Source organism: Pseudomonas sp. D4-21 (assembly GCF_051132125.1).
Classification (GTDB): domain Bacteria; phylum Pseudomonadota; class Gammaproteobacteria; order Pseudomonadales; family Pseudomonadaceae; genus Aquipseudomonas.
This window is the reverse complement of the sequence record NZ_CP071664.1, coordinates 385,938-399,636: the sequence shown is the minus strand read 5'-3', so window position 1 is coordinate 399,636 and position 13,699 is coordinate 385,938. Positions and strand designations below refer to the sequence as shown.

The 13,699-nt window shown below is 59.4% G+C and carries 14 protein-coding genes and 1 tRNA gene; 14 read left to right on the top strand and 1 reads right to left on the bottom strand.

What is annotated here, in order from left to right:
• Positions 1-132: 132 nt before the first annotated feature.
• From J3Q04_RS01840 to J3Q04_RS01800, 9 genes are all read left to right on the top strand, one after another.
• Positions 133-2,358, top strand: coding sequence for an AsmA family protein (locus J3Q04_RS01840; protein ID WP_434608282.1), 2,226 nt, complete (start codon positions 133-135; stop codon positions 2,356-2,358).
• Complete coding sequence (gene mutY, locus J3Q04_RS01835; RefSeq protein WP_434608285.1) at positions 2,355-3,422, top strand: A/G-specific adenine glycosylase; 1,068 nt, start codon at positions 2,355-2,357, stop codon at positions 3,420-3,422. The genes J3Q04_RS01840 and mutY overlap by 4 nt, the downstream gene beginning before the upstream one ends.
• Positions 3,419-3,691 (top strand): oxidative damage protection protein, encoded by a 273-nt coding sequence (locus J3Q04_RS01830; protein ID WP_039592693.1) that lies wholly within the window; start codon positions 3,419-3,421, stop codon positions 3,689-3,691. Before mutY ends, J3Q04_RS01830 begins: the two co-directional genes overlap by 4 nt.
• Positions 3,692-3,793: 102 nt before the next feature.
• Positions 3,794-3,869 (top strand) — tRNA-Phe (locus J3Q04_RS01825).
• 117 nt (positions 3,870-3,986) lie between these two features.
• Complete coding sequence (locus J3Q04_RS01820) at positions 3,987-4,316, top strand: DHCW motif cupin fold protein (RefSeq protein WP_420766345.1); 330 nt, start codon at positions 3,987-3,989, stop codon at positions 4,314-4,316.
• A gap of 61 nt (positions 4,317-4,377) precedes the next feature.
• Positions 4,378-4,785 (top strand): hypothetical protein, encoded by a 408-nt coding sequence (locus tag J3Q04_RS01815; RefSeq protein ID WP_420766346.1) that lies wholly within the window; start codon positions 4,378-4,380, stop codon positions 4,783-4,785.
• A gap of 212 nt (positions 4,786-4,997) precedes the next feature.
• Entirely contained in the window at positions 4,998-5,606 is a 609-nt protein-coding gene (locus tag J3Q04_RS01810) for a biliverdin-producing heme oxygenase (protein ID WP_434608288.1), read from the top strand.
• Positions 5,603-7,837: an ATP-binding protein gene (locus tag J3Q04_RS01805; RefSeq protein ID WP_434608291.1), complete on the top strand. Its 2,235-nt coding sequence runs from the start codon at positions 5,603-5,605 to the stop codon at positions 7,835-7,837. The genes J3Q04_RS01810 and J3Q04_RS01805 overlap by 4 nt, the downstream gene beginning before the upstream one ends.
• Before the next feature lie 40 nt (positions 7,838-7,877).
• On the top strand, positions 7,878-8,324 hold the full coding sequence (locus J3Q04_RS01800) for a hypothetical protein (RefSeq protein ID WP_434608293.1): 447 nt from the start codon (positions 7,878-7,880) through the stop codon (positions 8,322-8,324).
• Between the two features lie 8 nt (positions 8,325-8,332).
• Here the strand turns inward: J3Q04_RS01800 and J3Q04_RS01795 are convergent, their stop codons facing one another.
• Positions 8,333-8,770, bottom strand: coding sequence for a carboxypeptidase regulatory-like domain-containing protein (locus J3Q04_RS01795; RefSeq protein WP_434608295.1), 438 nt, complete (start codon positions 8,768-8,770; stop codon positions 8,333-8,335).
• Between the two features lie 377 nt (positions 8,771-9,147).
• On the opposite strand from J3Q04_RS01795, the gene J3Q04_RS01790 reads away from it, so the two are divergent.
• The 5 genes from J3Q04_RS01790 (at position 9,148) to J3Q04_RS01770 (ending at position 13,357) form a co-directional block, all read left to right on the top strand.
• Positions 9,148-9,921: an ABC transporter ATP-binding protein gene (locus tag J3Q04_RS01790; protein WP_434608297.1), complete on the top strand. Its 774-nt coding sequence runs from the start codon at positions 9,148-9,150 to the stop codon at positions 9,919-9,921.
• 13 nt (positions 9,922-9,934) lie between these two features.
• Positions 9,935-10,687 carry an ABC transporter substrate-binding protein gene (locus J3Q04_RS01785; protein ID WP_434561154.1) on the top strand — a complete coding sequence of 251 codons (753 nt, stop codon included), beginning with the start codon at positions 9,935-9,937 and terminating at the stop codon, positions 10,685-10,687.
• Positions 10,688-10,765: 78 nt separating this feature from the next.
• Positions 10,766-11,461, top strand: a complete 696-nt coding sequence (locus J3Q04_RS01780; RefSeq protein ID WP_420766353.1) for an ABC transporter permease — start codon at positions 10,766-10,768, stop codon at positions 11,459-11,461.
• Positions 11,458-12,147, top strand: coding sequence for an ABC transporter permease (locus tag J3Q04_RS01775; protein ID WP_434608301.1), 690 nt, complete (start codon positions 11,458-11,460; stop codon positions 12,145-12,147). The genes J3Q04_RS01780 and J3Q04_RS01775 overlap by 4 nt, the downstream gene beginning before the upstream one ends.
• Entirely contained in the window at positions 12,128-13,357 is a 1,230-nt protein-coding gene (locus J3Q04_RS01770; RefSeq protein WP_434608304.1) for a methyltransferase, read from the top strand. The genes J3Q04_RS01775 and J3Q04_RS01770 overlap by 20 nt, the downstream gene beginning before the upstream one ends.
• The last annotated feature ends 342 nt before the right edge of the window (positions 13,358-13,699 follow it).

Below are 13,699 nucleotides of genomic sequence, written 5' to 3'. Positions count from 1 at the left end.
GCAAGCTCCCTCGCCACGGGGCCGTGTCTGGCCGGGTAACGGCAGCTCGAAAAATCGATCCCTCAACGCTCCACCGACCCGGGACGTTATACTCCCTGGCAAAATTTGAACTCAACCTATAAGGATTCGCCCATGAAAGCGTTCGGCAAAATCCTGGGTCTGGTACTTCTCGGGCTGTTGCTGATCATTGTGGCCCTGGGCTTTGCCCTGACCCACCTCTTCGATCCCAACGACTATAAAGAAGAGATCCGCCAGATAGCCCGCGATAAAGCCCACATCGAGCTGACACTCAATGGGGACATCGGTTGGAGCCTGTTCCCATGGCTGGGTCTGGAACTGCACGAAGCCAGTGTCGCCACCCTGGCCAACCCAACCCAACCTTTCGCCGACCTTCAGATGCTCGGGCTGTCTGTCCGGGTGATGCCGCTGCTGCGCCGCGAAGTGCAGATGAGCGATGTCCGGGTCGAAGGCCTGAACCTACGCCTGAACCGTGACAAGAGCGGCCACGGCAACTGGGAAGATATCGGCAAGGCGCCCACCTCCGCATCCACCCAGGAAGCACCAACGCCCGTCGAACAATCCACCCCGCCGGCCAGCGCACCGGCAGAAAAGCCGGCCCAGCCAACACGGTTGGACATCGACAGCCTGACCGTGAACAACGCCCGAGTGGAATACACCGACGAGCAGACCGGCAAGCAGTTCAGTGCCGAAAGCATCCAGTTGAGCACCGGCCCGATCCATGACGCTACCAACATCCCGGTTACCCTCACGGCGTTCCTGTCCAGCAACCAGCCGGCCGTCCGCGTGCGCACCGAGGTCACTGGCGAACTGCGCTTCGAACGCGCTTTGCAGCGCTATCGGTTCGAAGACCTGAAGCTGTCCGGCGAAGCCACCGGCGATCCCTTGCAGGGCAAGACCGTGAGTTTCGCGGCCCAAGGGCAACTTTCCCTGGATAAAGCGGCAAACGTCGCCGAGTGGACCGGGATCAAGCTTTCCCTCAACCAACTGCGTGCACTGGGCGAGTTGAAGGTCAACGACCTCGACAAGACACCACAACTGAATGGCGGCATTTCGATTGCTCAATTCGACTTGGCAAAGTTTGTCGACAGCGTTGGCCAAAAACTGCCAGCCATGGCGGAGGGCAGCCTGAGCAAGGTCGAACTGGCGAGCCGCATTGCCGGCACGCCGAACAGTGTCGAGCTCAACGACATCAACTTGAAGGTCGACGACAGCAGTTTCAGCGGCCGTATCGCTGTGGAAGACTTTGCCAAACAGGCCCTGCGCGTGCAGCTCAAGGCCGATACGTTCAACGTCGACCGCTACCTGCCGCCAAAGTCCGCCGAAGCCGACAGCTCCAAGGCAGCCCGCGAGGCCGAAGTCAGCAACACCGAGGCCAGTGCCATGGCCGGCGCCGGCAGCACACCCCTGCCAAGCGCTCCAACCCAAGGCGCCTGGAGCAATGATCGGCTGTTTCCGGTGGAGCGCCTGAGCAAGCTGGACATCGATGCCGACCTGACCTTCGGCCAACTGACCCTCGACAAACTGCCGATCCAGAACGCCGCGCTCAAGGCGACCGGCCTGGGTGGCCTGTTGACTCTGGAGAACCTGCGCGGCGACTTGTACAGCGGCAACTTTGAAACCAAGGGCACCCTGGACGTACGGCAGCCTACGCCACAGTTGAGCCTGCAAACCCGCATCAACCGGGTGCCGGCAGAGAAAATCATCGAAAGCCAAGGCAAGAATCCGCCGGTCAAGGGTCTGGTCACGCTCAACAGCGCGATCACCGCCAACGGCAACAGCCAAAAAGCCCTGATCGATAGCCTTAATGGCACGGCCGGTTTCGTCATCAACGATGGCGTATTGCTCAATGCCAATCTTGAACAGCAACTGTGCAAAGGCATCGCCACGCTGAACCGCAAGTCACTCACTGGCGAACCTCGCGGCAAGGACACGCCGTTCCAGCAGCTCAACGGCAACCTCACTTTCACCAACGGCGTTGCCCACAACCCAGACCTGAAAGTCCGCATTCCCGGCATGACCGTCAACGGCAACGGCGACATCGACCTGCGCGTGCTGGGCATGGACTACCGCGTCGGCGTGATCGTCGAAGGCGACAAGAGCGACATGCCCGACCCTGCCTGCCAGGTCAACGAACGCTACGTCGACGTCGAGTGGCCGTTGCGCTGCCGCGGCCCGCTGGAGTTGGGTGCCAAAGCCTGCCGCCTGGACAACGATGGGCTGGGCAAGGTCGCGGCGAAACTGGCCGGAGACCGCCTCGGCGACAAGATTGACGAGAAGCTGGGCGACAAAGTCAGCCCTGAGCTCAAAGACGCGCTCAAGGGGCTGTTCAAGCGATGACATCCGAGCAGTTTTCCGCCGCGGTACTGGATTGGTTCGACCGCCATGGACGCCACGATCTGCCCTGGCAACAGGGCATCACGCCTTATCGGGTGTGGGTCTCGGAAATCATGCTGCAGCAGACCCAGGTCAGCACCGTGCTCAATTACTTCGACCGGTTCATGGCCGCCCTGCCAACGGTCCAGGCTCTCGCCGACGCGCCGGAGGATGAAGTGCTGCATCTGTGGACCGGATTGGGCTACTACACCCGTGCACGCAATCTGCAGAAAACAGCGAAAATCGTCGTGGAGCAATACGCCGGGGAATTCCCCCGGGATGTGGTAAAGCTCACCGAACTGCCGGGGATCGGCCTGTCCACCGCTGGCGCCATCGCCAGCATCAGCATGGACCTGCGGGCACCGATCCTCGATGGCAACGTCAAGCGGGTGCTGGCGCGTTTCACCGCCCAGGAAGGCTACCCGGGCGAACCCAAGGTTGCTAAACAGCTATGGGCCACCGCCGAGCGCTTCACGCCGCAAGACCGCGTCAACGCTTACACCCAGGCGATGATGGACCTGGGGGCCACGCTGTGTACCCGCAGCAAGCCCAGTTGCCTGTTGTGTCCGCTCAAAAAAGGTTGCGAGGCGCATATGCTGGGCCTGGAAACCCGCTACCCGATTCCCAAGCCACGCAAGGAAGTGCCCAAGAAGCGCACCTTGATGCCCATGCTGGCCAATCGCGAGGGCGCCATCTTGCTTTACCGTCGCCCATCCACCGGCTTATGGGGCGGCTTGTGGAGTCTGCCGGAACTCGATGGCCTGGATGATCTGCAGCACCTGGCCTTGCAACATTCCCTGGAGCTGGGCCCGCAACAGGCAATGCCAGACCTGATACACACCTTCAGCCACTTCCAGTTGGCAATCGAACCCTGGCTGGTCCGGGTCCGGGAAACCGGCCACCACGTGGCCGAGGCCGACTGGCTCTGGTATAACCTCGCCACCCCGCCGCGCCTGGGCCTTGCCGCCCCGGTCAAAACCTTGCTCGAACGCGCGGCCGCCGTATTGAATGCAGGAGAGTTGCAATGACCCGCACCATCATGTGCCGCAAGTACAAAGAAGAACTGGAAGGCCTGGAACGCGCGCCGTTCCCGGGCGCCAAAGGCCAGGACATCTACGACAACGTCTCGGCCAAGGCCTGGGGCGATTGGCAGAAACACCAGACCCTGCTGATCAACGAAAAACGCCTGAACATGATGAACGCCGAAGATCGCAAATACCTTCAAGGCGAGATGGAGAAGTTCTTTTCCGGCGAAGAATACGCCAAGGCCGAAGGCTACGTGCCGCCGTCCGAATAAGCCTTCCAGAGCGGGGGCGAATCGTAAGCGACGGTAATAATTAAATATTTTTTGATAACTCGCTTGACGCCCCCCTGAAAAACCCGTTTAATGCGCCCCGTTGCCCAGATAGCTCAGTCGGTAGAGCAGGGGATTGAAAATCCCCGTGTCGGCGGTTCGATTCCGTCTCTGGGCACCAAATACCGAAAACCCCGATCAAGAAATTGATCGGGGTTTTTTTATTGCCTGGATTTTTCTTCCGCCGCCCTATCGACTCAGCTACATTCGTCCGCTCCCCTCCAGCAAGCGAGTCGAAATGGACATCACTGGCATCCCCTTCGGCACCACCGATTGGTCCACCATCGAGCCCACCGAGCATAAGGGCATTACCGGAACCGCTTATTGGCGAACGCGGCAGTTCGGGAGCATTCGGGTACGGATGGTGGAATACACCGCCGGTTACCTGGCCGACCATTGGTGCACCAAGGGCCATATCCTGTTTTGCCTAAAGGGCGAGCTCGATACCGAGCTCGAAGACGGCCGGCAATTTCTGCTCAAGCCAGGCATGAGCTACCAGGTGGCGGACCAGGCCGAGCCCCATCGGTCTTCGACTTCATCAGGGGCCACGCTCTTCATAGTCGATTGAGATTCGAAGCGTCCGCGTCGAAGCTGTAGGATAGATCGTCTTATCCATCAGGAATCCGACCATGTCATCGGCGAACAAACAGCACAAACGCAGCCAGCGCGCGAAGGCGAAAGCCAAGAACAACCGCATTCAGCGTGCTGCTGCGCCAAACGATTTCCTTGACCCGAACGATGAGCGCATCGACTTGGAAACCGTGGACTTGTCGGATCTGTTCCGACTCATGAGCGCCGCCGAAAAGGTCAGCCAGAAAGCCATGTGCGAAGCATTCCTGGCACATCCGCTGCTGGCGCTCGTGTTGGAACAGGAGGGCGAAGAAGAGGCCACCGACTTCATCATCACTGCATTGATCGAGTACCGTCGCCTGACCACGGGTGTCGATGAGCAGACCGCGCTGGATTGGGTGGAAAGCAAGCAATTCCAAGCCGACTATGTGGCCGCATCCCAAGCACTGAGCCAAGGCCAAGCCTGATTTTACGGCGTAGCCTGTCGTGGATTACGCCCGACGGCTGGACCCCCGCCGTGGAGGTAATGAACACCTCTTCGCCGGCCAATACCAGGAGCGACAGACCGGCATGCTGCCCGAACAATAAAGCGGGCTATTGACGATCGCCCACCCAATAAACCTGTGTAAGATTGATGCGTTTTTTTCTGCAACGCTTCACTCAAAGAGCTTCATTCTGCATGCCTGCACCGTCCGCCCCTCCGCCCTCCCTGATCCAGGCATTGCGGACTGAAACCGCTGAACTGCACATTGCCCTGGAGAAACGCTTGCCGTTTTTCTCGGAGCAACTGGATCTAGGCCTGTACCGGCGCTTGATAGCGGCATACCACGGTTTTTATGAGCCACTGGAACGTCGCCTCCATATTCTCGCGCTGACGCCGACGGGGCTGGACCAATCCCTACGCATCAAGCTGCCGGTGCTACGAGCGGATCTCATGGCGCTGGGTCTGGACGAAATGGCGATTGACTCGCTGCCCGTCTGCCAACTCCTGCCGCAGATTGATTCTCCGGCCGCCGCCCTCGGCGTTTCCTATGTGCTGGAAGGCGCAACATTGGGCGGACAGATCCTGCGACGCAGGGTGGCCGAACAGTTAGGTCTTGATTCATCCAGCGGTGCCGCTTTCCTCGACGTTTATGGAGAACTTACCGGCCGGCGCTGGAAGGATTTTCTTCAGTATCTAGGTGACCGGAACCTTGGCGACGACCAGACGCTCGAAGCCACACGCGCTGCCAAGGCGACATTCATCTGTTTTGAACGCTGGCTGGCCAGTCAGGAGGTTCTGTTATGAAACCGGAAAACCAAGAAGCCTTCGAAGAATTGCTGGCCAATTGCGCAGACGAACCGATCCGCTTCCCCGGGGCCATCCAGCCTCACGGCGTATTGCTGATGCTGTCCGAGCCTGATTTCGTGATCCGCCAGGTCAGCGCAAACGCGCAACAACTGACAGGGTATGATCCTCAAGAGCTTCTCGGTCTGCCCCTGGATGCACTGTTTGGGCAGGAACAGGCCGCAACCCTTCTGGAAGCTTTCCGCACCGAAACTGAAAGAGACAACGTTCCGCTCGACATCGTAGTGAACCAGCAGCGCTTCGACGCCCTGATCCACCGCCATCAGGGCGCCTTGGTTGTCGAACTGGAACAGCACCTGACCGACTACCGCCCCGAGGGCGTCAATGGCGAGGCCAACCTGGGCCGCATGCTGCAGCGTCTGCAAAGCGCGAAAACGCTCCAGGCTTTGTACGAAATCAGCGTGCGGGAGATCCAGGCCATGACCGGATACGACCGCGTCCTGATTTATCGTTTCGAGGAAGGAGGCCACGGGCAAGTCATTGCCGAGGCCAGCGCGCCTTCGATGGAGCTCTACAAGGGCTTGTTTTTCCCAGCATCGGACATTCCGGAACAGGCTCGCGAGCTGTATCGCACCAACTGGTTGCGCATCATCCCCAACGCCGACTACACGCCGGTACCGCTGATGCCCGAGCTGCGCCCCGATACGCAGGCGCCACTGGACTTGAGCTTTTCCACGCTGCGCAGCGTCTCGCCGATTCACCGTCAATACATGAAGAACATGGGCGTGTTGTCATCCATGAGCATCTCGCTGATGAAAGGCGAGCAATTATGGGGATTGATCAGCTGCGGCAACCGCCAGCCGCTGCATGTTCCCCACCAAATGCGCATGGCCTGTCAGACGATCGGCCAGATCCTCTCACTGCAGATCAGTGCGATGGAGGCTCTTGAACTGGCAGGGCAACGGGACGCCAAGCTCGAAGACCTCGGGGCGCTTGCCACTCTCATGGCCGAATCCAGCGAAAACGTCTTTGACAGTCTGTCCCACGACCCACAGCGTCTGATGGAACTCACCGGGGCCAATGGCGTTGCGATCATCGAGGACAACAAGCTGCATCGGCACGGACAGTGCCCGGAACCGGAGCAGATTCGTGAATTGCACAAATGGATAATGGAAACCGACCAACCGGTTTTTGCTCACCATAACCTGGGCGAAATTTTCGCGCCGGCCAAGGCTTATCCGGAGGTTGCGAGCGGTGTGCTGGCGATTCATCTGCCCAAGCCAGTGGAAAATGGCGTGCTGTGGTTCCGCCCCGAGGTCAAGCAAACCATCAATTGGAGCGGTGACCCTCAAAAACCCCTCGACCTGGAGCAAAGCGCGACCGGACTACGCTTACGCCCGAGGACGTCGTTCGAAATCTGGAAAGTCGAAATGGGGGGCATCAGTACCAAATGGAGCCATGGCGATGTATTCGCCGCCAACGACCTGCGGCGCTCGGCCCTGGAAAACGACTTGGCACGGCAAGTTCGCAAGGAGCGCCAGGCGGTGCAGGCCCGGGATGAGTTGGTTGCAGTCGTGTCCCATGATTTGCGCAACCCGATGACGGTCATTTCCATGCTGTGCGGCATGATGCAAAAGGCTTTCAGCTCCGATGGCTCCCACAGCTCGAAGCGAATTTCTTCGGCCATCGATACCATGCAGCAGGCCGCCAGCCGTATGAATTCGCTCCTGGAAGACCTTCTCGACACCTCGCGCATCGACGCCGGCCGCTACACCATCCACCCCAAGCCGATGGACGTGAGCCAGATATTCGAAGACGCGTGTTCATTACTGACGCCGCTGGCCTCTGCCAAGGCCATCGATATCTCTTTCCACGCCGAACCCAACCTCAGGATCAACGCGGACCCGGAGCGATTGTTCCAGGTGCTGTCCAATCTGATTGGCAATGCCATCAAGTTCACGCCGCAGAAAGGTAGCGTAGGTATCAGCGCAATGTCGGTAGGCGATGAGATCGTATTCAGTGTCCGCGACACTGGTGAGGGCATCGCGCCAGAACAACTGCCTCATGTTTTCGACCGTTACTGGACCACCAAGGACGGCAACCCGAACGGCACCGGCCTCGGACTTTATATTTCCAAGGGGATTGTCCAGGCTCATGGCGGTAAACTGCAGGCCGAAAGCCAGCCAGGCAAAGGCAGCGAATTCCGCTTCACCGTGCCGAAAATCGATTGAGCCGGCCACCGCCCCCTAACGAACTGGAAACCGAAGCCCAATGGCCTCACTGAACAAACAGCAGAAACGCGCCAAGCGCGCCAAAGACAAAGCCAAGCAAATCCGTATGACCGGGCGCAAATCCATCCCGATGTACGGCGATCCGGCTCACGCCACTGCCCAGCCGCCGGTCTATGTGCTGGAGCTATTCGCCAAGTTGCGTGAAGCCGAGGCCGTCAACCGCAGCCAGATGCTCGACACGCTGCTTGCCGACGTCAGCGAAATGATCATCGAGCGTCCGGGCCTGCTGGACCTCAAGAACGCGGAAAACGAGGGCATGGCCGCCACCAACCTGGCCGCCGATATGCTGGTGGACTACCGCATGTGGGCCGACGACATGGACCGCGAGGCCGCCCAGCGCTGGCTCAGCACGCCGGAATTCATCAAGGATTTCAGCGAGGCGCTGGACCGTTATCGCCAATCCATGGAAGAGCCCGCCAGCGAGTAAGCCCTCGGCTACTCGCTGCTGTTCCAATGGAACACTAGCTTGCGCGCGGCTCCGCTGCCCACTTTGGCGGTGTCGCGACGCTCCTCGCCGTTACGCGTCGCTATCACGCTGTAACTGCCCGGCGGCAGTTGTACATACACCAATGGGCCTGCGTCGCTGAGCGTCAGCAATGTCTGTCCCGTTGAGCTCTGCACGGTCACCTCCACATCCGGGACGTATTTGCCCTCCGGGCCGATCGCAAAAGTCATGTGCAGGTTGTAGCCCTGGGCCTGTTCGATGGCCCGGGCTTCGTCTTCGCCGATACCGCCGGACAGGTAGCTGATACCGTTCTGTTGCATGGGCTGGACCTGGACGCCTGCGTTGTCGATGGGCGCGAGGTTGGTGGCGTTGAGCATGATGGGAAAAAGCAGCGCACCCAGAACGATGGGGCAATATAGCAACTTCATGACCACAACTCCTGGTAGGGAACACCACCTCGTTCGATCGTTTTATGAACACCCATGTTCAGATCGATTGGAAGTTGAGCCGAATGCCAAACGGAATAGACAACGCTCATCCGGTTAACCCTTCCCACCCCGCCCAAAGCTGGCACCATCGCGCCTTTTTTTACGCGACTCCCCGGGCAAATCGCCGATGGACAGGGTTCAAACAGCCGTTCGGTTGTTGATGGCGCGACAGTCTGCTGCGCCGATGCGACAACCTGTCACTCATCATCGGTCTACCATCCGAAGCGCTGTTGGCTGTCATTCGGACGCATGCTAGCTTGGCCGCCTCGCCAGGAAGGCTGCCAATAGCAAGGGAGCACAAATCATGAGGACCGCACATGGCCCAGGCCACGCCCGCGCTTGAAATCCGCAACTTGCACAAACGCTACGCAAAGCTGGAGGTGCTCAAAGGCGTCTCGCTGACCGCTCGCGACGGTGACGTGATCTCGATCCTGGGTTCCTCCGGCTCCGGCAAGTCCACGTTTTTGCGTTGCATCAATCTGCTGGAAAATCCCAACCAGGGTCAGATTCTGGTCGCAGGCGAGGAGCTCAAGCTCAAGGCTGCCAAAAACGGTGAGCTGATTGCCGCCGATGGCAAACAGATCAATCGCATGCGCAGCAAGATTGGTTTTGTATTTCAAAACTTTAATCTCTGGCCGCACATGAGCGTGCTCGACAACATCATCGAAGCCCCGCGCCGCGTGCTGGGCCAGAGCAAGGCCGAAGCCGTGGAAGTGGCCGAAGCCTTGCTGGCCAAGGTCGGCATTGCTGACAAGCGCCACGCCTACCCTGCCGAACTGTCCGGCGGCCAGCAACAACGTGCCGCCATCGCCCGCACATTGGCGATGCAACCTAAAGTCATTCTGTTCGACGAGCCGACTTCTGCCCTTGACCCGGAAATGGTCCAGGAAGTACTAAGCGTGATCCGCGCCCTCGCCGAAGAAGGTCGTACCATGCTGCTCGTAACCCACGAGATGGGCTTCGCCCGCCAGGTATCGAGCGAAGTCGTGTTCCTTCACCAAGGGCTGGTCGAGGAGCAAGGGTCGCCACAGCAGGTCTTCGAAAACCCGCTTTCGGCGCGCTGCAAACAATTCATGTCCAGCAACCGCTAACGGAGCAGTACCTATGCAGACCTACAGGAAATTCTTTTTGGCTGCTGCCGCCAGCCTGGTCTTCTCGGCCAACGTCATGGCGGCCGACAAACTGAAAATGGGCATCGAGGCGGCCTATCCGCCGTTCAATAACAAGGATGCCAGCGGCCAGGTCGTAGGCTTCGATAAAGACATCGGCGACGCGCTGTGCGCCAAGATGAAAGTTGAATGTGAAGTGGTCACTTCCGACTGGGACGGCATCATTCCGGCCTTGATGGCCCAAAAGTTCGATTTCCTGATTTCTTCGTTGTCGATCAACGAAGAGCGCAAGCAGGCCGTTGATTTCACCGACCCGTACTACTCCAACAAGCTGCAGTTCATTGCGCCGAAAAACGTCGAGTTCAAAGTCGATAAAGATTCCCTCAAGGGCAAGGTCATCGGAGCCCAGCGTTCCACCCTGGCTGGTACCTGGATGGAGGACAACATGGAAGGCGTCGAACTGAAACTCTACGATACCCAGGAAAACGCCTATCTGGACCTGACCTCCGGCCGCGTTGACGGGATCCTGGCGGACAAATACGTGAACTACGACTGGCTGAAAACCGACGCCGGCCGTGCCTATGAGTTCAAGGGCGACCCAGTGGTGGAAGGCGACAAGATCGCCATTGCAGTGCGCAAGGGTAATGACGAACTGCGCAACAAACTGAATGCCGCGCTTAAGGAAATCGTTGCCGACGGCACCTATAAAAAGATCAACGACAAGTACTTCCCGTTTAGCATCTATTGATACTGACGTGCCTGGCCGGCGTTGCTACCCAATAGCGCCGGCCCTTAGCAAAGCCTGCCGCGATATGAACACACGCCCATGATGATCGACCTCTACGGATTCGGCCCGGCGCTAGCCGCCGGCGCGCTGATGACCGTCAAGCTGGCCCTTTCGGCTCTCTGCCTGGGGCTGGTGCTCGGCCTGCTCGGCGCCTTGGCCAAGACCTCCCCGTACAAGCCGTTGCAATGGCTTGGCGGCACCTATTCGACACTGGTCCGCGGCATTCCGGAATTGCTCTGGGTGCTGTTGATCTACTTCGGTACCGTCAACCTGATGCGTGCCTTGGGTGAATATTTCGGCAATCCCGACCTAGCCCTCAATGCCTTCGCCGCCGGCGTCATCGCCCTCGGCCTATGCTTTGGCGCCTACGCCACCGAAGTATTTCGCGGTGCGATCCTGGCGATACCCAAGGGGCACCGTGAAGCCGGCGTGGCGCTTGGCCTGTCGAAATGGCGGATCTTCACCCGATTGATCCTGCCGCAGATGTGGCGCATCGCCCTGCCCGGCCTGGGCAATCTGTTCATGATCCTCATGAAGGATACCGCACTGGTTTCGGTGATCGGCCTGGAAGAAATCATGCGCCACGCGCAAATCGGCGTGACCATTTCCAAGCAACCGTTCACTTTTTATATGGTCGCAGCGCTTATGTATCTGGGCCTGACGGTGCTCGCCATGATCGGCATGCACCTGCTGGAAAAACGCGCCGCCCGCGGCTTTGCCAGGAGCACCCAATGAACTGGGATGTCATCATCAAATGGCTGCCGAAACTGGCCCAGGGCGCCACGCTTACACTGGAGCTGGTGGCCATCGCGGTGATCGCCGGCTTGCTGCTGGCGATCCCATTGGGTATCGCCCGTTCATCGCGGCTGTGGTACGTGCGGGCGTTTCCCTACGCCTACATCTTCTTTTTCCGTGGTACGCCACTGTTGGTCCAGTTGTTCCTGGTCTATTACGGCCTGGCACAGTTCGATGCCGTGCGCAGCAGCGCGCTGTGGCCGTATCTGCGGGACCCGTTCTGGTGCGCCACGGCCACCATGACCCTGCACACCGCCGCCTACATCGCCGAGATCCTGCGCGGCGCCATCCAGGCCATTCCCCGCGGCGAAATCGAAGCCGCACGAGCCTTGGGCATGTCGCGGCCCAAGGCGCTGTTCTACATCATGCTGCCCCGGGCCGCGCGCATCGGCTTGCCCGCCTACAGCAACGAAGTGATCCTGATGCTCAAGGCCAGCGCCTTGGCAAGCACGGTGACCCTGCTGGAACTCACCGGCATGGCGCGCACCATCATTGCCAGGACCTACATGCCAGTGGAGATTTTCTTCGCGGCCGGCATGTTCTACCTGCTGATGTCCTTCGTACTGGTGCAAGGCTTCAAGCAGCTTGAACGCTGGCTGCGCGTCGATGCCTGCCAAGGGCGCTGACAGCCAAGTGCTGACGGGTGAAGCATTGCTCACCCGTTTCACCGCGCTGGATGCGTTTCTTACAACGCACCAGTCACTATGGAAGCCTCGGCCCTTCACGCATCTGCAATTGCCTTGGGAAACGTCCCACCCGGAATTGGCCCGATGGCTACGCGAGCGTTCGCTGGACGCAGCGGAAAACGACCATCATCAACCATGGTTGATTGAGAGCGCGCCAGCGCCATTCCCGGAACTGGCTGCTCTCTCCCGGGCATTGAGCGCCGTGGCTGAATTGCCGGCCAACTCGCTCGAAGCTCCCAGCCATCGCCTCAACGTCGACGTACCCGGGCGCAAATGGCAGCAGATAGAAGCCTTCGCCAGCCGCCTGCGCTTCACCACCCCACCGATCCATTGGCTCGATTGGTGCGCCGGTAAAGGCCACCTTGGCCGGCGCCTGTTGCAGGATGGACAACAACTGACCTGCCTGGAACACGACCCCGCCTTGGTCGCCAGCGGCCAGTTGCTGAGCCAACGCCATCACCTGCCCGCCACGCACTCGCAACAAGACGTATTGGCGGCAGACGCAAACCAGGCGCTGCGCCCCAGACACACCCCGGTGGCTCTGCACGCTTGCGGCGACTTGCATGTGCGCCTGATGCGTCTGGCCAGCGCCGCTGGCTGCGCACAATTGGCTATCGCGCCGTGCTGCTACAACCGCATCAGCACCTCGGAATATCAGCCGCTGTCCGACGCCGCAAAAGGCTCTGCCCTACAACTGTCGCTCGACGATCTCAGCCTGCCGCAGACCGAGACCGTCACCGCAGGCGCCCGCGTAAGAAGACAACGGGACCAATCCATGGCCTGGCGCCTGGGTTTCGACCTGCTGCAACGTCAAATCAGAGGGGGCGACGACTACCTGCCTACTCCCTCGTTGCCCAGCGTCTGGCTGGAAAAATCCTTCGCCCAGTACTGCACCGACCTGGCTGCCCTGAAAGACTTATCCACAATCGGCACGCCTGATTGGGTCGCCCTGGAAGCAGCCGGCCACCAACGTTTGGCCGAGGTGCGTAACCTGGAATTGATGCGAGGCCTTTTCCGCCGCCCCCTGGAGCTTTGGCTGGTCTTGGACCGGGCACTTTTCCTTACTCAAAAAGGCTACAACGTCCGCCTTGGCACCTTCTGCGAGACACCTCTGACACCGCGCAACCTGCTGTTGCTGGCAGAACGTTAATGAGGCGAAACAGCCTGTGGATAACTCTGTTGATGAATTAAACCAGGATCCAAGAAAACCGCGATTTCCGGGCTGAATCTCAGCTGGTCATTTTTTGTTCACATGGATAAAAAACCATGAAAACAGCAGCTTGCGAGCAAACGGGAAAGCGGTCACAAAACAGAAAGATATCTTTCGCAGCGTCCTTTCGATTGTGCATAAGCGTTTGAGCAAACCAGCATAAAGGTTGGGTCTGGCGTCTTTTGCGCTCAGGCATCAAGTGCTTTGGCTTGCCTCGATTCGAGTCAGGCAACCGCACGCTACCAGGCCCCTCGCGCCCCGCCCAGCGGCGCCACATCCACC